Here is a 20,675-nt window from a genome sequence, read left to right on the forward strand (position 1 = left end):
ATGCCCACGCTCACCACACTCATCTGGATCGCCGTCGCACTGCTGCTGATCGGCGTCTACCTCAGCTGGACAGCGGGCCGCCTGGACCGGCTGCACGCCCGTATCGACGCGGCCAGGGCGGCGCTCGACGCGCAGCTGCTGCGCCGAGCCTCGATCGCACAGGAGCTGGCCACGGCCGGGGTGCTGGACCCCGCGGCCTCGATCGTCCTCTACCAGGCAGCGCACGACGCGCGGCAGGCCGAGGAGGAGCAGCGTGAGGTCGCCGAGAGCGAACTGAGCCAGGCGCTGCGCGCCGTGTTCGCCGAGAGTGCGCAGGTGGAGGCCGTACGGGCCGCGCCAGGAGGGGACGAGACGGCCGGCGAACTGGCCGCCGCCGTACGCCGGGTGCCGATGGCACGGCGCTTCCACAACGACTCCGTACGGGCCGCGCGTGCGCTGCGGCGGCACCGGAAGGTGCGCTGGTTCCGGCTGGCGGGGCACGCGCCGTTCCCGTTGGCGTTCGAGATGGACGACGGCCCTCCGCCCGTACTGGCCGACAGGGCGCAGTAGGGGCGGGCCGCAGCCGGTCCGCTGTGCACGTGTGCATGTGACCCCGGGCGCAGCGGACAGGGTCCGCCCGAGCCGAGCCGCCGGGGGGCCCGGGCGCGGGCCACAGCTCTGTGACCGGCGCATGGGCAGCGCGGGGTGACGGGACGCGGGCCGCGGCTCGTCCCTGGGAGGGAACCGCAGGCCCCGCACCCTCCGGTGCGGGAACGCAGGCCACAGCCCGGTGATTGGCCCTTTTCCGGGCGGCCCGGATCGGCGACCGTACGGATACGGACCCATCAGGGCCCCGCCGTACTTACCCCGTCGAGTGAGGTCGCACCGTGTCATCTCCGTCCACTGCCACCGCAGCGTCTTCCGCCTCTTCCGCGAGCCCCGAGACCGGCACGGCGCGCGTCAAGCGCGGCATGGCCGAGCAGCTCAAGGGCGGCGTGATCATGGATGTCGTCACACCGGAAGAGGCGAAGATAGCCGAGGACGCGGGCGCCGTGGCCGTCATGGCCCTGGAGCGCGTACCCGCCGACATCCGCAAGGACGGCGGCGTGGCCAGGATGTCCGACCCGGACATGATCGACGGCATCATCAACGCCGTCTCCATCCCCGTCATGGCCAAGTCCCGTATCGGCCACCTCGTCGAGGCACAGATACTCCAGGCACTCGGCGTGGACTACATCGACGAGTCCGAGGTCCTCACCCCGGCCGACGAGACCAACCACAGCGACAAGTTCGCCTTCACTACGCCGTTCGTCTGCGGCGCCACCAACCTGGGCGAGGCCCTGCGCCGTATCGCCGAGGGCGCCGCCATGATCCGCTCCAAGGGCGAGGCGGGCACGGGGAACGTGGTCGAGGCCGTGCGCCACATGCGGCAGATCAAGAGCGAGATCGGCAAGCTCACCGTCCTCGACAGGAACGAGCTGTATGCGGCGGCCAAGGAGCTGCGGGCTCCGTACGAGCTGGTCAAGGAGGTCGCGGAGCTGGGCAAGCTGCCGGTCGTCCTGTTCTCTGCCGGTGGCGTCGCCACTCCCGCCGACGCGGCGCTGATGCGCCAGCTCGGCGCCGAGGGCGTCTTCGTCGGCTCCGGGATCTTCAAGTCGGGCGACCCGGCCAAGCGGGCTGCCGCCATCGTGAAGGCCACCACCTTCCACGACGACCCCAAGATCATCGCGGATGTCTCCAGGGGCCTGGGCGAGGCCATGGTCGGCATCAACTGCGACACCCTCCCCGAGGGCGAGCGCTACGCCAACCGCGGCTGGTAGCGCCCGGCCCCTGGCGGGCCCTGGTCAGCTCACGGGCGCGTACCAGGCGCTCGCCAGGGGCGGCTTCGGTTTCCCTCCCCCCGGCGCGGCCCAGCGGGGCGCCCTACCCCGCACCACCCGGCCACGCCCGGCAGCCCACGCCGCTGCCGCCCATCCGCGGTGCGCCGCCGCACCCCGTGCACCTCGCCCGCACCCCGTCCACCGTGCACCGGCCATAGGCCCCGCATCCCAGAAGGACCCGCACCGTGTCTGAGCCCACCATCGGCGTGCTCGCCCTCCAGGGCGATGTCCGCGAACACCTCGCAGCCCTCGCGGCGTCGGGGGCCGGGCCCCGTTCCGTACGGCGGGCCGAGGAGCTGGACGCGGTGGAGGGGCTGGTCATCCCGGGCGGGGAGTCCACCACCATCTCCAAGCTGGCGGTGGCCTTCGGCCTGATGGAACCCCTCCGTGCCCGCGTCCGTGCCGGGATGCCGGTGTACGGCTCCTGCGCAGGGATGATCCTGCTCGCCGACAAGATCCTGGACCCACGCTCGGGCCAGGAGACGGTGGGCGGCATCGACATGATCGTGCGGCGTAACGCCTTCGGCAGGCAGAACGAGTCCTTCGAGGCCGCAGTCGCCATGACGGGCGTGGACGGCCCGCCGGTCGAGGGCGTGTTCATCCGCGCACCGTGGGTCGAGTCGACGGGCGCTGCCACCGAGACGCTGGCGGCGTACGAGGGTCACGCGGTCGCGGTACGGCAGGGAGCCCTGCTGGCCACCTCCTTCCACCCCGAGCTGACGGGGGACCACAGGGTGCACGCCCTGTTCACGGAGATGGTGCGGTCGGCACGCTGAGTCGCTGACGGTAGGATCTCGGCGTTGACTGAAGTCGAAGATTTTGAAGGAGCGAGGCTGTGTCCGGCCACTCTAAGTGGGCAACCACCAAGCACAAGAAGGCCGTGATCGATGCCAAGCGCGGCAAACTCTTCGCAAAGCTGATCAAGAACATCGAGGTCGCCGCCCGCACGGGTGGTGCCGACCCCGACGGCAACCCGACGCTGTATGACGCCATCCAGAAGGCGAAGAAGCAGTCGGTTCCGAACAAGAACATCGACAGCGCGGTCAAGCGTGGTGCCGGCCTCGAAGCGGGTGGCGCCGAGTACGAGACGATCATGTATGAGGGCTACGGCCCCAACGGTGTCGCCGTGCTGATCGAGTGCCTCACCGACAACCGCAACCGCGCGGCCTCCGACGTGCGCGTCGCCATGACGCGCAACGGCGGCTCGATGGCCGACCCGGGCTCGGTCTCGTACCTCTTCAACCGCAAGGGCGTCATCATCGTCCCGAAGAACGGCCTGAGCGAGGACGACGTCCTCGCTGCCGTGCTGGAGGCGGGAGTTGAGGAGGTCAACGACCTCGGCGAGAACTTCGAGGTGATCAGCGAGGCCACCGACCTGGTCGACGTGCGTACCGCGCTCGTCGAGGGCGGCATCGACTACGACTCGGCCGACGCCAGCTTCGTGCCCAGCATGCAGGTGCAGCTGGAGGAGGAAGGCGCGCGCAAGATCTTCAAGCTGATCGACGCGCTGGAGGACAGCGACGACGTGCAGAACGTCTACGCCAACTTCGATGTCTCCGACGACGTGATGGCGAAGGTCGACGCCTGAGCGAAGCGTTCAAGGGTGCGGCCCGGCGGGACACATGTTCCGCCGGGCCGCACCCTTTGGCAGCGCGCCACTCCGCCGGCCGCGCGGCGCACTCCGGCCGTACAGCTCGACGGCGGTGACGGCGGCGACCGCGACGATCGCGGTGACTGCGGTGGCTGCGTTGTCGGTGGCACCCGATAACCTGCGGGAACAGCGGAATCAGGTGCGAGAGCCGGCCGACGGAGGAGGAACGCGTTGCGCGTGCTGGGAGTTGACCCGGGTCTGACCCGCTGCGGCATCGGCGTGGTCGACGGGGTCGCCGGCCGCCCCCTCACCATGAAGGCCGTCGGCGTGATCCGTACGCCTTCCGAAGCGGCCGTCGCCGAGCGCCTGGTCCTCATCGAGCGCGGCATGGAGGAGTGGCTGGACGCGCACAGCCCCGAAGCCGTCGCCGTCGAGCGGGTGTTCAGCCAGCACAACGTGCGCACGGTCATGGGCACGGCACAGGCCAGCGCCGTCGCCATGCTGTGCGCCGCGCGACGCGGACTGCCCGTCGCACTGCACACGCCCAGCGAGGTCAAGGCCGCCGTCACCGGCTCGGGCCGCGCCGAGAAGGCGCAGGTGGCCGCCATGGTGACCCGGCTGCTGCGGCTGGAGGCGCCGCCCAAGCCGGCCGACGCCGCCGACGCGCTCGCGCTCGCCATCTGCCACATCTGGCGCTCGCCCGCGCAGAATCGCCTCCAGCAAGCCGTAGCAGCACAGCGTCTGAAAGGCACCATCCGATGATCGCCTTCGTCTCAGGACCCGTCGCCGCGCTGGCCCCCGACTCCGCCGTGGTCGAGGTCGGCGGCATCGGCATGTCCGTCCAGTGCACTCCGGGCACCCTCGCGGGACTGCGGGTGGGCGAGCAGGCCAAGCTCGCCACCTCGCTGGTCGTGCGCGAGGACTCGCTGACGCTCTACGGCTTCGCCGACGACGACGAACGGCAGACCTTCGAACTCCTCCAGACCGCCAGCGGCGTCGGACCGCGCCTCGCACAGGCGATGCTCGCCGTGCACAGCCCGGACACGCTGCGTACCGCGGTCTCCAGCGGCGACGAGAAGACGCTCACCGCCGTGCCCGGCATCGGTAAGAAGGGCGCACAGAAGCTGCTGCTGGAGCTGAAGGACCGTCTCGGCGAGCCCCTCGGCACCGGCAGGCACACCGGGGCGCAGGGCGTCGGCACCCCTGTCGCGGCCGGCTGGCGCGAGCAACTGCACGCGGCGCTCGTGGGGTTGGGGTACGCGACCCGGGAGGCCGACGAGGCGGTCTCGGCCGTCGCGCCGCAGGCCGAGGCCACCCTCGCCGAGGGAGCCACCCCGCAGGTCGGCCGGCTCCTGAAGGCGGCGCTGCAGCAGCTGAACCGGGCACGGTGAGGCGGTTGGCGCCCCCGACCCCGCCGTTCCCGCGCGCGACGCCCACAAGCCGGAGGACCCCAGCATGAACTCTGACGAACGGCTCGTCGGAGCCGACGCCGACACCGAGGACCAGGCCGTCGAAGCGGCCCTGCGGCCCAAGGAACTGGGCGAGTTCATCGGCCAGCACAGGGTGCGCGAGCAGCTCGACCTCGTCCTGCGGGCAGCACGCGCACGCGGTGGTACGGCCGACCACGTGCTGCTCTCCGGGGCGCCAGGACTCGGCAAGACCACCCTGTCCATGATCATCGCGGCCGAGATGGGCGCTCCCATCAGAATCACCAGCGGCCCCGCGATCCAGCACGCGGGCGACCTCGCCGCGATCCTCTCCTCGCTCCAGGAGGGCGAGGTCCTCTTCCTCGACGAGATCCACCGGATGTCCCGGCCGGCCGAGGAGATGCTGTACATGGCGATGGAGGACTTCCGCGTCGATGTGATCGTCGGCAAGGGCCCCGGCGCGACGGCCATCCCGCTCGAACTGCCGCCCTTCACCCTCGTCGGCGCCACCACACGCGCGGGACTCCTGCCGCCGCCCCTGCGCGACCGCTTCGGATTCACCGGGCACATGGACTTCTACGAACCCGCCGAGCTGGAACTGGTCGTGCACCGCTCGGCCCAACTCCTGGACGTGCGTACGGATCCCGAGGGCGCGGTCGAGATCGCGGGGCGCTCGCGCGGCACCCCCCGTATCGCCAACAGACTGCTGCGCCGTGTGAGGGACTACGCACAGGTCAAGGCCGACGGTGTGATCACCCGTGAGATCGCCTCCGCCGCGCTGGAGGTCTACGAGGTGGACGAGCGCGGCCTCGACAGGCTGGACCGCGCCGTTCTCCGTTCGCTGTTGAAGCTCTTCGGCGGCGGCCCTGTCGGCCTCTCGACGCTGGCCGTCGCCGTGGGGGAGGAGCGCGAGACGGTCGAGGAGGTGGCTGAGCCCTTCCTCGTACGGGAGGGACTGCTCGCGCGCACTCCCCGTGGTCGCGTCGCCACCCCCGCAGCATGGGCACACTTGGGCCTCACTCCGCCCCCACAGCCCCACCCGTCAACTCCGGGCGGATCGGGGCAACCGGGACTGTTCGGAGCGTGACGGCGCGGAGAGTCGCGGGGTCAGGAACCCCGGTGCCATGCTTGACGTTGTTCCATCGGCGAAGGCTCGCTTAGACTCCGCCGACGCCGCCCCTTCAAGGACGGCTGCCCACCCCGAATACCCCCAGGCCGCTGAGACGCGGCTATGTGAAGGAATATCTTCCGCCGTGGATCCTATTGCTCTGCTCCCGTTCATCGTTCTTATCGGGGCCATGTTCCTGATGACCCGCTCTGCCAAGAAGAAGCAGCGCGCGGCCACGCAGATGCGTGACCAGATGCAGCCCGGCACCGGCGTCCGGACGATCGGGGGAATGTACGCCGTTGTGAAGGAGATCCGGGACGACGCGGTTCTCCTTGAGCTCGAACCGGGCGCGCACGCGCTGTTCGCCAAGAACGCCATCGGCGCCGTTCTCCCCGACGAGGAGTTCGACCGCATTGTGAACGGCTCGGACAGCCAGGACCTCGACGTCGACACCGTCGTGCCGGACGACGCCTCCTCGCTGACCGCGGGTGACGACACGTCCGACGAGCGGAAGATCGACCTCGGCAAGGACGACTCCTCCGAGGACGCCGACACCGCCGACTCCGACGAGCCCGTGGACGCGGAAGCGGCCAAGGCCGACACCGAGACCAACTCCAAGGACGCCAAGCGGGACGGAGACTCCGACTCCAAGTAAGGTCGGCGCCGCCGGACCGGGGGTACCTCCTGGCCGAAGGCTCAGGGAGACCGGGTCCGGCGGCGTAGCACGTCCACAGACCACTTCGCGTGCCGCCGGTCGCCCGGCCGAACTAGGGGGGCGGCCTGGGCGGTTGGACAGGGAGAGACGAGAAGGTGGCAGCACCGAAGAGGGGCCGTAGGTCCCCGGGCGCCCAGGGGAAGCCATGGCGTTCCCTGACGTTGATCATGCTGGTCATGGCAGGTCTCGTCGGGGGCATGTTCCTCGCGGGCCACAAGGCGCCTCGACTGGGCATCGACCTCGCGGGCGGCACGAGCATCACGCTTGAGGCCAAGAACCAGCCCGGCAAGCCCAACGCGATCAACAAGACCAACATGGACACTGCCGTCAGCATCATCGAGCGGCGCGTCAACGGTCTTGGTGTGCAAGAGGCCGAGGTCCAGACCCAGGGTGACCGGCACATCATCGTCAACATCCCTAAGGGCACGAACTCCAAGCAGGCTCGCGAACAGGTGGGCACCACCGCCGAGCTGGGCTTCCGTCCGGTGCTGACGTACGCGCAGACCACGCCGCAGCAGCCGCAGCCGAAGCCCTCGGACACGGCGGGTGGCAAGAAGGACAAAAAGCAGAAAAGCGAGAAAAACGGGGAAAAGAGCGGAGATTCCGATGACGAGGCGTCTCCATCCGACTCTTCCTCGCCCTCGGGCCAGGGCCGGGCGGTCACCGAGGGCCTGAAGTCGCAGACCGCCAAGACCGATGCGACGCCCACTCCCAAGCAGAGCGAGCCGGGCGGCGAGAAGACCCCGCAGCCCTCTGTCCCCCCGCAGCAGCCGCAGCAGCCGCAGCTTCCGGGCGGTCTGGACAAGAAGCTCCAGGCTCTGAACTGCTCAGGCACCGAGGCCAAGGCCAAGGCGAGCGAGCAGGCAGCACGTGCCAAGCCCTCCGAGCCGATCGTCGCCTGTGACCAGCAGGAGAAGATCAAGTACGCGCTCGGGCCCGTCGCCGTCCAGGGCAAGCACGTCAACGAGGCGAAGGCCGTCTTCGACCAGAAGCGCGCCACCTGGATCGTCCAGATGTCGTTCGACGACACGGGCTCCAAGCAGTTCGGCGACATCACGGGCAAGCTCGCCGGCAAGCAGCAGCCGCAGAACCAGTTCGCGATCGCGCTGGACGGCGAGGTGGTCTCGGCCCCGAGCGTCAACGAGCGGCTGACCAGCAACGCCGAGATCTCGGGCAGCTTCACGCAGGAGTCGGCCGAAGACCTGGGGAACATCCTTTCCTACGGCGCCCTGCCGCTCTCCTTCGACGAGTCGGACGTCACCACCGTCACGGCGGCACTCGGCAGCGACCAGCTTGAGGCCGGTCTCATCGCGGGCGCCATCGGCCTCGCACTGGTGATCATCTATCTCGTCGCCTACTACCGCGGGCTCTCGCTCATCGCCATCGTCAGCCTGATCGTCTCGGCGATCCTGACGTACACGATCATGACCTTGCTGGGTCCCGCGATCGGCTTCGCGCTGAACCTCCCGGCCGTCTGTGGTGCCATCGTCGCCATCGGAATCACGGCTGACTCGTTCATCGTCTACTTCGAACGCATCAGAGACGAAGTGCGCGAGGGCCGCACGCTGCGGCCAGCCGTGGAGCGTGCGTGGCCGCGCGCCCGGCGCACCATCCTTGTCTCCGACTTCGTGTCGTTCCTGGCCGCGGCCGTGCTGTTCATCGTGACGGTCGGCAAGGTGCAGGGCTTCGCGTTCACGCTCGGCCTGACCACGGCGCTCGACGTGGTGGTGGTCTTCTTCTTCACCAAGCCGATCATGACGCTGCTGGCCCGCAGGAAGTTCTTCTCCGACGGCCATCCCTGGTCCGGGCTCGACCCCACGCGACTCGGGGCCAAACCGCCCCTGAGGCGCGGTCGCCGTACCGCCGTCAGCACCGACACGAAGGAGGCGTGAGATGTCCCGTCTCGGTAATCTCGGCGCCCGGCTCTACCGCGGTGAGGTCGGCTACGACTTCATCGGTCACCGGAAGTTCTGGTACGGCCTGTCGATTCTGATCACCATCACGGCGATCGTCGGGCTCGTCGTCCGCGGCCTCAACATGGGCATCGAGTTCGAGGGCGGGGCCGTCTTCACCACGCCCAAGACCACCGCCTCCGTCGAGCGGACCACCGACTCGGCGGAGAAGATCTCCGGGCACACGGCCATCGTCCAGGAGCTGGGCGACGGCGGGATGCGCGTCCAGATCGCCGGCGTCGACACCAAGACCTCCTCCGCCGTCAAGGAGAAGCTCGCCGACGAACTGCACGTCAACGCCGAGAAGATCGACGCACAGCTCGTCGGTCCCAGCTGGGGCGAGCAGATCGCCAACAAGGCGTGGCAAGGACTGGGGATCTTCCTGGTCCTGGTGGTGATCTATCTCGCCATCGCCTTCCAGTGGCGTATGGCGCTGGCCGCGCTCATCGCCCTCATCCACGACCTCACGATCACCGTCGGTGTCTATTCGCTGGTCGGCTTCGAAGTCACGCCAGGCACCGTGATCGGACTGCTGACGATTCTCGGTTACTCGCTCTACGACACGGTCGTCGTCTTCGACGGGCTGAGAGAGGGCAGCAAGAACGTCACCAAGCAGACCAAGTTCACCTACAGCGAGATCGCCAACCGCAGCATCAACGCCACCCTGGTGCGCTCCATCAACACCACGATCGTCGCCCTGCTGCCGGTCGCGGGACTGCTGTTCATCGGTGGCGGCATGCTCGGTGGCGGCATGCTCAACGACATCGCGCTCTCGCTGTTCGTCGGCCTCGCGGCGGGCGCGTACTCCTCGATCTTCATCGCGACCCCGCTGGTCGCCGACTTCAAGGAGCGCGAGCCGCAGATGAAGGCGCTCGCCAAGCGCGTGCACACCAAGCGGGCCAGGGCCGAGGAACACGAGGGCCGCGACCCCGAGGGCCCCGACGACCCCGAGGACACCCCGCCCGGCAGGAGCGGCGGAGGCGGTACCCCGGTCACCGTCGACGACGCGGAGGGTGGCGGCTCGGCGACGGCGGGCGCGGGAACCGGTCAGCGCCGCCAGCAGCCCTCCCGCGGCAAGAGCCGGGGCCGCCCGTCCGGAAAGCGCAGGTGAACGAGGTGAGCACCCTGGATCCCGCAGCCGCCCCACTGATCGCCCCAGATGTACGGGAACTGCTCTCCAGCCGCATCCGCGACGTGCAGGACTACCCGAAGCCGGGCGTGGTCTTCAAGGACATCACGCCGCTGCTCGCCGACCCCGTGGCGTTCTCGGCGCTGACCGACGCGCTCGCCGGGCTTGTCGACAGGCACGGCGCCACCAAGGTCGTCGGTCTGGAGGCGCGTGGCTTCATCCTCGCCGCGCCGGCCGCCGTCCGCGCGGGCGTCGGCTTCGTGCCCGTACGCAAGGCGGGCAAGCTCCCCGGCGCCACCCTGGGCCAGGCGTACGACCTGGAGTACGGGAACGCCGAGATCGAGGTGCACGCCGAGGACCTCGGCGAGGCCGACCGCGTCCTGATCATCGACGACGTGCTGGCCACCGGAGGCACCGTGGACGCCTCCGTGCAACTCCTCCGGCGTGCGGGGGCCAGGATCGCCGGTGTGGCCGTACTGCTGGAGCTGGGTTTCCTCGGCGGCAGGGCCAGGCTGGAGCCGGCCCTCGGCCGGACGCCCCTGGACTCGCTGGTCACGGTCTGACCTGTCACAGTCCGGCCACATGACACATGCTCCGGCAGCGGCATAAGGCGGCCACCCGATACGTTCCCTTGGGAGCGGTGCCCGGCCCAGGCCGGTGGGGGTGGCCGCCTTCGTCGTTCCCGTACCTCCCACGGCTGGAGGAGGGATGCGGCGGCCATGGTGGCTACCATGGCAGTCCGACCTGGGGTCCAACGAGGAGTGCTCTTGCCAGACGAGGCCCAGCAGCTCACCGCCGCGCAGCGCCAGGAAGCGGATCGCGCGAACAACGCGAAGAAGCGATCAGGTGCCACGGCGACCGAACCCCTGCCCGGGAAGAAGGGTGGCGGGAAATCACGTTCCGCCGACCCCCAGGGCGAGGGCGCGAGCGAGGGCTCCTCCGGCGGCAGCGGCAAGAACGGCGACGAGAACGGCTCTCTCGACCGTGTGGCGCCCGCGCGTGCCGTCTCCGGTGTCTCGGGACGTTCCGGCTCCTCCAACCGCGTACGCGCCCGTCTGGCGCGTCTCGGCGTGCAGCGCTCCAGCCCGTTCAACCCCGTCCTGGAGCCGCTGCTGCGGATAGTGCGCAGCAACGACCCCAAGATCGAGTCGTCCACGCTCCGCCAGATCGAGCGGGCCTACCAGGTCGCAGAGCGGTGGCACCGCGGCCAGAAGCGCAAGAGCGGCGACCCGTACATCACGCACCCGCTCGCCGTGACCACGATCCTCGCCGAGCTGGGCATGGACCCCGCGACGCTGATGGCCGGCCTCCTGCACGACACCGTCGAGGACACCGAGTACGGCCTCGACACGCTGCGCCGGGACTTCGGTGACCAGGTCGCGCTGCTCGTGGACGGTGTCACCAAGCTAGACAAGGTCAAGTTCGGCGAGGCGGCGCAGGCCGAGACCGTACGCAAGATGGTCGTGGCGATGGCCAAGGACCCGCGTGTGCTGGTCATCAAGCTCGCCGACCGCCTGCACAACATGCGCACCATGCGCTATCTCAAGCGGGAGAAGCAGGAGCAGAAGGCCAGGGAGACCCTGGAGATCTTCGCGCCGCTGGCACACCGCCTGGGCATGAACACCATCAAGTGGGAGCTGGAGGACCTCGCGTTCGCGATCCTCTACCCCAAGATGTACGACGAGATCGTGCGCCTGGTCGCCGAGCGCGCCCCCAAGCGCGACGAGTACCTGGCCGTCGTCACCGACGAGGTCCAGGCCGATCTGCGCGCGGCCCGTATCAAGGCCACCGTCACCGGGCGGCCGAAGCACTACTACAGCGTCTACCAGAAGATGATCGTGCGCGGCAGGGACTTCGCGGAGATCTACGACCTGGTGGGCATCCGTGTCCTGGTGGACACCGTCCGCGACTGCTACGCCGCACTGGGCACCGTCCACGCGCGCTGGAACCCGGTTCCCGGGCGCTTCAAGGACTACATCGCGATGCCCAAGTTCAACATGTACCAGTCGCTGCACACGACGGTCATAGGGCCCGGCGGCAAACCGGTGGAGCTCCAGATCCGCACCTTCGACATGCACCGCCGCGCGGAGTACGGCATCGCGGCGCACTGGAAGTACAAGCAGCAGGCCGTGGCAGGCGCTTCCAAGGTGCGTACGGACGTGCCCAAGGGCGGCGGCAAGGACAAGGCCGGCCAGGACACGATCAACGACATGTCCTGGCTGCGGCAGCTCCTCGACTGGCAGAAGGAGACCGAGGACCCGGGGGAGTTCCTGGAGTCCCTGCGCTTCGACCTCTCGCGCAACGAGGTCTTCGTCTTCACGCCGAAGGGCGACGTCATCGCGCTCCCGGCCGGAGCGACGCCCGTGGACTTCGCGTACGCCGTGCACACCGAGGTCGGTCACCGCACCATCGGCGCGCGCGTCAACGGCCGCCTGGTGCCGCTCGAATCGACCCTGGACAACGGCGACACCGTCGAGGTCTTCACCTCCAAGGCGTCCGGCGCCGGGCCCTCCCGCGACTGGCTCGGCTTTGTGAAGTCACCGCGGGCCCGCAACAAGATCCGCGCCTGGTTCACACGGGAGCGCCGCGACGAGGCCATCGAGCAGGGCAAGGACGCCATCGCGCGGGCGATGCGCAAGCAGAACCTGCCGATCCAGCGCATCCTCACCGGTGACTCGCTCGTCACCCTCGCCCACGAGATGCGCTACCCCGACATCTCCGCGCTCTACGCCGCGATCGGCGAGGGCCATGTGTCAGCCCAGGGCGTGTGCCAGAAGCTGGTGCAGGCGGTCGGTGGGGAGGACGAGGCCAAGGAGGACCTGGCCGAGACCGCGCCCCCGATGCCGACCCGTACCAAGCGGCGTACGGCGTCCGACCCGGGCGTCGTCGTCAAGGGCGTGGACGACGTCTGGGTCAAGCTCGCACGCTGCTGCACTCCCGTGCCCGGCGACCCCATCATCGGGTTCGTCACGCGCGGCAACGGCGTCTCGGTGCACCGCGCGGACTGCGTCAACGTCGACTCCCTGTCCAAGGAGCCCGAGCGGATCCTGGAGGTCGAGTGGGCGCCCACCCAGTCCTCGGTCTTCCTGGTCGCCATCCAGGTCGAGGCACTGGACCGCTCCCGGCTCCTCTCCGACGTCACCCGCGTCCTCTCGGACCAGCACGTGAACATCCTGTCCGCGGCCGTCCAGACCTCCCGCGACCGGGTCGCCACCTCCCGCTTCACCTTCGAGATGGGCGACCCCAAGCACCTCGGGCACGTCCTGAAGGCGGTACGCGGCGTGGAAGGCGTCTACGACGTCTACCGCGTGACCTCGGCACGACGGCCATAGCGGGCGACGGCCTCAGCGGGCGCTTTGCGGGGCGCCCGGCCCGGGCGGCTTTGCGGGGCGCCCGGGCCCCAACCAGCGCACGGCTCCGAACACGCCAAAGGGGGTGGAGGCTCAGCCTCCACCCCCCTCGCGTGCTGCTACGGCGTGCGACCACGACGGCGAGGGTCCGGCAGCATCCCGGACGGCACGAGCCCCCACGTTCGCCGGCGGGAGCGCCGGCCGCGTCAGCCGCCGAACTCCTCCAGGCCCTTGAGCGCCTGGTTCAGCAGCTCCTGGCGACCTGCCAGCTCCTGCTCCAGCTTCTCCGCCTTGGCGTTGTTGCCGGCGGCGCGTGCCTTCTCGATCTGGCCGCGCAGCTTGTCGACCGCGTCCTGGAGCTGGCCGGTCAGCCCCGCGGCGCGGGCGCGTGCCTCGGGGTTGCTGCGGCGCCACTCGGCCTCCTCGGCCTCCTGGATCGCTCGCTCCACCGCGTGCATCCGGCCCTCGATCTTCGGCCGGTCCTCACGCGGTACGTGCCCGACGGCGTCCCAGCGCTCGTTGAGGGCGCGGAAGCTGTTCCGCGCGGCCTTCAGATCGGTGATCGGGAGCAGCTTCTCGGCCTCGGCCGCCAGCTCCTCCTTGACCGTGAGGTTCTCCCGCTGCTCGGTGTCGCGCTCGGCGAACACCTCGCTACGGGCCTGGAAGAAGACGTCCTGCGCGCCCCTGAAGCGGCTCCACAGGTCGTCCTCGTACTCGCGCTGCGCCCGGCCCGCCGCCTTCCAGTCCTGCATCAGCTCGCGGTACTTGGCGGCTGTCGGGCCCCAGTCCCTGGACTGGGAGAGCGCCTCGGCCTCGGCGACCAGCTTCTCCTTGCGCTGCCTGGCCTCCTCGCGCTGCGCGTCGAGCTGCGCGAAGTGTGCCTTGCGGCGCTTGGAGAAGGCGGACCTGGCGTGCGAGAAGCGGTGCCACAGTTCGTCGTCGGTCTTGCGGTCCAGCCGGGGCAGGCCCTTCCAGGTGTCCACGAGCGCGCGCAGCCTCTCGCCCGCCGCCCGCCACTGCTCGCTCTGGGCCAGTTCCTCGGCCTCGGCGACGAGCTGTTCCTTCGCGCCGCGCGCCTCCTCGGTCTGCTGCGCCTTACGGACCTTGCGCTCCTCGCGGCGCTGGTCGACCGTCTCGACCAGCTTGTCGAGCCGGACGCGCAGTGCGTCGAGGTCGCCGACCGCGTGGTGCGCGTCCACCTGCTCGCGCAGGTGCCCGATGGCGGCCGAGGCGTCCTTGGCCGACAGGTCCGTGGTCTTCACCCGGCGCTCCAGGAGACCGATCTCCACGACCAGACCGTCGTACTTGCGCTCGAAGTAGGCGAGGGCTTCCTCAGGGGAGCCCGCCTGCCACGATCCGACGACCTTCTCGCCGTCGGCCGTACGCACGTACACAGTCCCCGCGTCATCGACGCGGCCCCACGGGTCGCTGCTCACAGCGCCTCCTCCACATGATGCCTGAATAGGGGCGAGTGGCCCCCGGCATCGTCCACAGTTTTCGTCCGGCCGACAGAATGGTCCGGCCGTCGGCGCAGGCACCCTACACAACGCCAACATAGGCGACCGGCGGCTGCGCTGTCCGCAATCCGCGCGGCCGAAATTCCCGGCATGGAGGGCCTCACGACCTCCTGACCGTGGCCTTGTCGATCACAACGGTCGCGTTGGGCGCGGTGTTGCCCGTCTGAGGATCAGGTGTGCTCCCGGCCTTGGCGATCTTCTTCAGTACGCCCATGCCCTTTTCGATCTTCCCGAAGGGTGTGTAGTCAGGAGGCAGTTGGCTGTCCTCGAAGACCAGGAAGAACTGGCTGCCGCCGCTGTCCCTGCCCTTGCCGGTACGTGCGTCGTACTGGTTGGCCATCGCGACCGTGCCCGCCGGGTACGTCTTGCCCTTCAGCCGCGGGTCCTTGAGGTTCTCGTCGGGGAGCGTGTAGCCGGGCCCGCCCTGGCCCGTGCCCCGGGGGTCGCCGCACTGGAGGACGTGGATGTTCTCGTCGACCAGCCGGTGACAGCGCGTGTGGTCGAAGAAGCCCTCACCGGCCAGGAAGTTGAAGGAGTTGACGGTGTGCGGCGCCTTCTCCGCGTCCAGGCCGATGCCGATGGTGCCGCACGTGGTCTTCAGATCCATCGCGTAGGAGGCCGACTTGTCGATCTTCATCGCCGGCTCCTTCTTCCACTGTTTGCCGTTCGGCTTGCCCTTGGCCGGCTTGGCGCAGGGGTCGGGCGCCTTGCTGGGCGAGGGCGACTGTTCAGGGGTGTCGGCGGCTGCGTCGTCCTTGTCGTCCCCGCCCAGCCCTCCGGAGGCCGCGTAGGCGCCGCCCGCAGCCAGGACGAGGACCACGCCGACCGCGATGGCGCTGTTCCGTATGCGTGCCCGGCGCCGCGCGGCGGCCCGCCGCTCCAGCTGGCGCTGGAACTTCTCGCGGGCGAGCTGCTTTCTGCGCTGCTCATTGCTGACCACGGTTTCGTCTCCTTCGAGGCGTTGCGCGTCCAGGGTTCGTGGCCACGTACCGTATACGGCCCGGATACGGTTCGCCCCGTGCTCGCACGCGCCGGTACGCTGTGACCTGCCTTGTCGGCGATATCGCCGTTCCCCGTTGTCGGATGAATGAAGGACGATCGTGCTCGTTGCCGGGTTCCCCGCAGGGGCCTGGGGGACCAACTGTTATCTGGTCGCCCCGGCCGCTGGCGAGGAGTGCGTGATCATCGACCCTGGCCACCAGGCCACCCAGGGAGTCGAGGAGGCCGTGGCCAAGCACCGGCTGAAGCCGGTCGCCGTGATCCTCACGCACGGCCACATCGACCATGTCGCCTCCGTCGTCCCCGTCTGCGGCGCGCACGACGTCCCCGCCTGGATCCACCCGGCCGACCGGTACATGATGAGCGACCCCGAAAAAGCGCTGGGCAGGGCCATCGGGCAGCCCCTCATGGGAGAGCTGACCATCGGCGAGCCCGACGATGTCGAGGAGCTGTCCGACGGCGCCAGGCTGGAGCTGGCGGGCCTGGAGCTGACCGTCGCGCACGCGCCGGGCCATACCAAGGGGTCGGTGACCTTCAGGATGCCCGAACAGGCCGACGTACCTCCGGTCTTCTTCTCGGGCGACCTGCTGTTCTCCGGCTCCGTCGGACGTACCGACCTTCCCGGAGGCGACCCCGCCGAGATCCTCAGCTCGCTGGCACGCGTGTGCCTGCCGCTGGAGGACCAGACGGTGGTCCTGTCCGGACACGGTCCCCAGACGACCATCGGCCGAGAGCGCGCCACCAACCCCTTCATGCGGCAGGTGGCGGCCGGCGGCCCCGAGAGCGGCGGACCCGATGCCGCCGCTCCGCGACGAGGAATGTGACGAGAAGCTACGTGAGTACCTTCAAGGCCCCCAAGGGCACCTACGACCTGCTCCCGCCCGAGTCCGCGACGTACCTCGCGGTGCGCGAGGCGATCGCTGCCCCGCTGCGGCGCTCCGGGTACGGGTACGTGGAGACACCCGGGTTCGAGAACGTTGAACTGTTCGCGCGCGGCGTCGGTGAGTCGACCGACATCGTGACCAAGGAGATGTACACCCTCACCACCAAGGGCGGCAGCGAGCTGGCCCTGCGGCCCGAGGGCACGGCCTCCGTGCTGCGCGCCGCCCTGGAGGCCAACCTGCACAAGGCGGGCAACCTCCCGGTGAAGCTGTGGTATTCGGGCTCCTACTACCGCTACGAGCGCCCGCAGAAGGGGCGTTACCGCCACTTCTCGCAGGTCGGCGCCGAGGCGATCGGCGCGGAAGACCCCTCGCTCGACGCCGAGCTGATCATCCTGGCCCACGACGCGTACCGCTCGCTGGGCCTGCGGAACTTCCGGCTGCTGCTCAACTCCCTGGGCGACAGGACGTGCCGCCCCGTCTACCGCGCCGCGCTCCAGGAGTTCCTGCGCGGCCTCGACCTGGACGACGACACCCGCGCCCGTATCGAGATCAACCCCCTGCGCGTGCTGGACGACAAACGCGACAGCGTGCAGCGGCAGTTGAAGGACGCGCCGATGATGCGCGACCACCTGTGCGAGGAGTGCAAGGCGTTCCACGAGGAGGTGCGCACACTGCTCACCGCTGCCGGTGTCGCCTTCGAGGACGACCCCCGGCTCGTGCGCGGGCTCGACTACTACACGCGTACCACCTTCGAGTTCGTCCACGACGGCCTCGGGTCCCAGTCCGCCGTCGGCGGCGGGGGACGGTACGACGGCCTGTCCGAGATGATCGGCGGACCCCCGCTGCCCTCCGTCGGCTGGGCGCTCGGCGTCGACCGTACGGTCCTCGCGCTGGAGGCCGAAGGGGTGCGGCTCGAACTGCCGCCCACCACCGAGGTGTTCGCCGTCCCGCTCGGCGACGAGGCACGCCACCGGCTCTTCGCCCTGGTGACCGCGCTGCGCAGGGAGGGTGTCGCCGCCGACCTCTCCTACGGCTCCAAGGGCATGAAGAACGCCATGAAGTCGGCCAACCGTTCCGGCGCACGCTTCGCGCTGCTTCTCGGCGACAGGGACCTGGCCGAGGGAGTGGCCCAGCTCAAGGACCTGGAAAGCGGCGAACAGAAGTCCGTCGCACTCGATCGTGTGGTGGCCGAAGTGACGGCCACGGTGCGGTAACACCCGTACCCGGTGGGGCAGAATGAGCGGCACACCGGCCATGGACCAGATGACGGGACGACGAACGCTATGACCACGACGGCACCCCTCGACGAGACGCACAGCGATGCGGACGCACCCAAGGGGGGTGCCGTCGGCGCGGGTCGAGCGTTCTCGTGGATGCTCATCGTCACGGGTGCCGCCGGACTGCTCGCCGCCTGGATCATCACGCTCGACAAGTTCCACCTGCTTGAGGACAAGAACTTCAAGCCGGGGTGCAGCATCAACCCCATTGTGTCCTGCGGCAACATCATGGAGAGCGACCAGGCTGCCGCCTTCGGAGCGCCCAACCCCATGATCGGGCTCGTCGCCTACGGCATCGTCATCGCCGTCGGCGTCACGCTCCTGACCCGCGTACGGTTCCCGCGCTGGTACTGGCTCACCTTCAACGCGGGCACCCTCTTCGGAGTCGGGTTCTGCACCTGGCTGATGTACCAGTCGCTGTACAACATCGGCTCGCTCTGCCTGTGGTGCTGCCTGGCCTGGGTCGCCACCATCATCATGTTCTGGTACGTCACGGCACACAACGTCCGTCACGGCTTCCTGCCGGCGCCCGCCTCCGTGCGCGGCTTCGCCGACGAGTTCCCCTGGGTGCTGCCCGTCCTGCACATCGGCGTGATCGGCATCCTGGTCCTCACCCGCTGGTGGGACTTCTGGACCGGCTGAGCAGGACCCGGCGAACGGGACGGCGAAGGCCGCCGCGTACCGCCCCGTCCCGGTTGTCAGTGGCCTGACTTAGGGTTTCCGCGTGGAGCCCGATCTTTTCACCGCAGCAGCAGAGGACCGTCAGGCCAAGGATCCGTCCGCCAGCCCCCTGGCCGTACGGATGAGGCCGCGTACGCTCGACGAGGTCGTCGGACAGCAGCACCTTCTGCGTCCCGGATCGCCCCTGCGCCGCCTGGTGGGTGAGGGCGGCGGCGGACCCGCCGGACCCTCGTCCGTGCTGCTGTGGGGACCGCCCGGCATCGGCAAGACGACCCTCGCCTACGTCGTCAGCCAGGCGACGGACAAGCGCTTCGTCGAGCTGTCGGCGATCACCGCAGGCGTCAAGGAGGTCAGGTCCGTCATCGACGGAGCGCGCCGCTCCTCCGGCGCGTACAGCAAGGACACCGTTCTCTTCCTCGACGAGATCCATCGCTTCAGCAAGGCCCAGCAGGACTCGCTGCTGCCTGCCGTCGAGAACCGCTGGGTCACCCTGATCGCGGCCACGACGGAGAACCCGTACTTCTCGGTGATCTCCCCGCTGCTCTCACGCTCCCTGCTCATGACCCTGGAACCGCTCACCGACGACGACCTGCGCGGTCTCCTGCGCCGCGCCGTGACCGACGAGCGGGGCCTGGCGGACGAGGTGACGCTGCCCGAGGACGCGGAGGCGCATCTGCTGCGCATCGCGGGCGGCGACGCGCGCCGTGCCCTCACGGCGCTGGAGGCGGGCGCCGGCGCCGCACTCTCCAAGGGCGAGACGGCGATCTCCCTGGTCACCATCGAGGAAGCGGTCAACCGCGCGGCCGTGAAGTACGACCGCGACGGGGACCAGCACTACGACGTCGCCAGCGCGCTGATCAAGTCCATCCGGGGCTCCGACGTGGACGCGGCGCTGCACTACCTCGCGCGCATGATCGACGCGGGCGAGGACCCGAGGTTCATCGCACGGCGACTGATGATCTCCGCCAGCGAGGACATCGGAATGGCCGATCCGACGGCGCTCCAGACGGCCGTTGCCGCCGCCCAGGCGGTGGCGATGATCGGTTTCCCCGAGGCACGGATCACCCTGAGCCAGGCGACGGTCGCGCTCGCGCTGGCACCCAAGTCCAACGCGGCGTATCTCGCCATCGACGCTGCCCTCGCCGACGTACGCGGGGGACTGGCGGGACCGGTGCCGCCGCATCTGCGTGACAGCCACTACAAGGGCTCGCAGAAGCTCGGCCACGGCCAGGGATACCAGTACCCGCACGATCTGCCGGGCGGTATCGCGGCGCAGCAGTACGCGCCGGACGCCGTGCACGGCCGCCGCTACTACGAGCCGACGCGGCACGGCACGGAGGCGCGGTACGCGGACGTGGCCGAACGGGTCCGCGCCCGCCTCCAGGGCGACACCGACGAGAGCTGACCCCGGGAGACGAGCGCTGTGCCCCGGAAGCGAGGGCACCAGGACCGCACGTGCGCGCCCGTGTACCCGGTTCGTTCAGTCCTGGGCCGCCGTGAACAGCGCGTGCATCGCGTGCCGGAGTTCGGCGACGGAGTCGACGGGGGAGGGGAAGTCGAAGCGCGCGTCCACACACGCGCCGCTCGCGCCCCACGAGCGCACACGCAGCCCGAACCTGTCCACGCCGAGGGGAACGACGTGTTCGCCCTCCCGGCAGGCGCACAGCGTTCTCACCTGGTCCCCGTGTGCGGACGCGAGATGCTGGATCAGCTCGGCCTCGTGCGGGATCAGCGGGTCGGGCTCGGCCTCGGCGAACTCGTCCGGCTCGACGGATTCCGCGCCCCACAGGTCGTCGACGTATGCCTCACCGACCTCCAGCCGCAGCATGGACCAGGCGGTTCCGGCCGCCGGGCCGGGGTGCGACGTGGCGAGCAGGCGGGCGCAGGCGGCGCGCTGTTCGTTGCGTACGGGCGTGAGCCAGCCCGCGACCCAGGCGCGTCCTCTGATGCGATGGGGCACCGAGACGGGTGCCACATCCGTGATCTCCATCACTGCGGTGAGGTCGTCGTCCTGCGCGTACGCACAGGCGCGCGCTTCCGGTGAGTCGGCGGGGACCAGCAGGATCACGTCGCCCTCGGGGGTGACGGCGCGGGCCTCCGGCCCACCCGGTCCGGTCTCGTCCTGTCCGGTGGCCGTGCTCGGAATGGTCAGCATGGCGGATACGCTGGACTGCACGAGGGTGCGT

Annotated in this window: 19 protein-coding genes; 16 read left to right on the plus strand and 3 right to left on the minus strand. The window is 69.7% G+C overall.

Going from position 1 to position 20,675, the window contains the following annotated elements; translation table 11 throughout:
- From NMN56_RS10345 to NMN56_RS10400, 12 genes are all read left to right on the plus strand, one after another.
- On the plus strand, window positions 1-549 hold the full coding sequence (locus NMN56_RS10345; RefSeq protein ID WP_274038880.1) for a hypothetical protein: 549 nt from the start codon (window positions 1-3) through the stop codon (window positions 547-549).
- A 317-nt stretch (window positions 550-866) separates the two neighbouring features.
- Window positions 867-1,799: a pyridoxal 5'-phosphate synthase lyase subunit PdxS gene (gene pdxS / locus NMN56_RS10350; RefSeq protein WP_274038881.1), complete on the plus strand. Its 933-nt coding sequence runs from the start codon at window positions 867-869 to the stop codon at window positions 1,797-1,799.
- A 245-nt stretch (window positions 1,800-2,044) separates the two neighbouring features.
- Entirely contained in the window at window positions 2,045-2,635 is a 591-nt protein-coding gene (gene pdxT / locus NMN56_RS10355; protein ID WP_274038882.1) for a pyridoxal 5'-phosphate synthase glutaminase subunit PdxT, read from the plus strand.
- A gap of 59 nt (window positions 2,636-2,694) precedes the next feature.
- On the plus strand, window positions 2,695-3,447 hold the full coding sequence (locus tag NMN56_RS10360) for a YebC/PmpR family DNA-binding transcriptional regulator (protein WP_274038883.1): 753 nt from the start codon (window positions 2,695-2,697) through the stop codon (window positions 3,445-3,447).
- Between the two features lie 234 nt (window positions 3,448-3,681).
- A complete protein-coding gene (ruvC, locus tag NMN56_RS10365) occupies window positions 3,682-4,212 on the plus strand; it encodes a crossover junction endodeoxyribonuclease RuvC (RefSeq protein ID WP_274038884.1) in 531 nt (176 codons plus the stop codon).
- Entirely contained in the window at window positions 4,209-4,841 is a 633-nt protein-coding gene (gene ruvA, locus NMN56_RS10370) for a Holliday junction branch migration protein RuvA (protein ID WP_274038885.1), read from the plus strand. Before ruvC ends, ruvA begins: the two co-directional genes overlap by 4 nt.
- 64 nt (window positions 4,842-4,905) lie before the next feature.
- Window positions 4,906-5,964, plus strand: coding sequence for a Holliday junction branch migration DNA helicase RuvB (ruvB, locus tag NMN56_RS10375; RefSeq protein ID WP_274038886.1), 1,059 nt, complete (start codon window positions 4,906-4,908; stop codon window positions 5,962-5,964).
- A 166-nt stretch (window positions 5,965-6,130) separates the two neighbouring features.
- A complete protein-coding gene (gene yajC, locus NMN56_RS10380) occupies window positions 6,131-6,640 on the plus strand; it encodes a preprotein translocase subunit YajC (protein WP_274038887.1) in 510 nt (169 codons plus the stop codon).
- A gap of 155 nt (window positions 6,641-6,795) precedes the next feature.
- Window positions 6,796-8,592: a protein translocase subunit SecD gene (gene secD, locus NMN56_RS10385; protein ID WP_274038888.1), complete on the plus strand. Its 1,797-nt coding sequence runs from the start codon at window positions 6,796-6,798 to the stop codon at window positions 8,590-8,592.
- A 1-nt stretch (window position 8,593) separates the two neighbouring features.
- Window positions 8,594-9,763: a protein translocase subunit SecF gene (secF, locus tag NMN56_RS10390; protein WP_274038889.1), complete on the plus strand. Its 1,170-nt coding sequence runs from the start codon at window positions 8,594-8,596 to the stop codon at window positions 9,761-9,763.
- 38 nt (window positions 9,764-9,801) lie between these two features.
- Entirely contained in the window at window positions 9,802-10,344 is a 543-nt protein-coding gene (locus tag NMN56_RS10395; RefSeq protein WP_274039356.1) for an adenine phosphoribosyltransferase, read from the plus strand.
- 198 nt (window positions 10,345-10,542) lie between these two features.
- Window positions 10,543-13,113 (plus strand): RelA/SpoT family protein, encoded by a 2,571-nt coding sequence (locus tag NMN56_RS10400; protein WP_430542521.1) that lies wholly within the window; start codon window positions 10,543-10,545, stop codon window positions 13,111-13,113.
- 224 nt (window positions 13,114-13,337) lie between these two features.
- Here NMN56_RS10400 and NMN56_RS10405 read toward each other — a convergent pair whose 3' ends face one another.
- Window positions 13,338-14,567 (minus strand): DUF349 domain-containing protein, encoded by a 1,230-nt coding sequence (locus NMN56_RS10405; protein ID WP_274038891.1) that lies wholly within the window; start codon window positions 14,565-14,567, stop codon window positions 13,338-13,340.
- Between the two features lie 181 nt (window positions 14,568-14,748).
- Window positions 14,749-15,588, minus strand: coding sequence for a peptidylprolyl isomerase (locus NMN56_RS10410; RefSeq protein WP_274038892.1), 840 nt, complete (start codon window positions 15,586-15,588; stop codon window positions 14,749-14,751).
- Between the two features lie 160 nt (window positions 15,589-15,748).
- Here NMN56_RS10410 and NMN56_RS10415 point away from each other — a divergent pair, with 160 nt between their 5' ends.
- From NMN56_RS10415 to NMN56_RS10430, 4 genes are all read left to right on the plus strand, one after another.
- Entirely contained in the window at window positions 15,749-16,471 is a 723-nt protein-coding gene (locus tag NMN56_RS10415) for an MBL fold metallo-hydrolase (RefSeq protein ID WP_274038893.1), read from the plus strand.
- A gap of 11 nt (window positions 16,472-16,482) precedes the next feature.
- Complete coding sequence (gene hisS, locus NMN56_RS10420) at window positions 16,483-17,745, plus strand: histidine--tRNA ligase (RefSeq protein ID WP_274038894.1); 1,263 nt, start codon at window positions 16,483-16,485, stop codon at window positions 17,743-17,745.
- A 69-nt stretch (window positions 17,746-17,814) separates the two neighbouring features.
- Window positions 17,815-18,450 carry a vitamin K epoxide reductase family protein gene (locus tag NMN56_RS10425; RefSeq protein ID WP_274038895.1) on the plus strand — a complete coding sequence of 212 codons (636 nt, stop codon included), beginning with the start codon at window positions 17,815-17,817 and terminating at the stop codon, window positions 18,448-18,450.
- A gap of 82 nt (window positions 18,451-18,532) precedes the next feature.
- Window positions 18,533-19,894: a replication-associated recombination protein A gene (locus NMN56_RS10430; RefSeq protein WP_274038896.1), complete on the plus strand. Its 1,362-nt coding sequence runs from the start codon at window positions 18,533-18,535 to the stop codon at window positions 19,892-19,894.
- A 75-nt stretch (window positions 19,895-19,969) separates the two neighbouring features.
- On the opposite strand, the gene NMN56_RS10435 is transcribed toward NMN56_RS10430, so the two are convergent.
- Window positions 19,970-20,644 carry a DUF2470 domain-containing protein gene (locus NMN56_RS10435; protein ID WP_274039357.1) on the minus strand — a complete coding sequence of 225 codons (675 nt, stop codon included), beginning with the start codon at window positions 20,642-20,644 and terminating at the stop codon, window positions 19,970-19,972.
- Window positions 20,645-20,675 lie beyond the last annotated feature (31 nt).

Origin of the sequence: Streptomyces iconiensis, from assembly GCF_028657195.3 — a bacterium.
In the GTDB taxonomy this organism is placed as follows: domain Bacteria; phylum Actinomycetota; class Actinomycetes; order Streptomycetales; family Streptomycetaceae; genus Streptomyces; species Streptomyces iconiensis.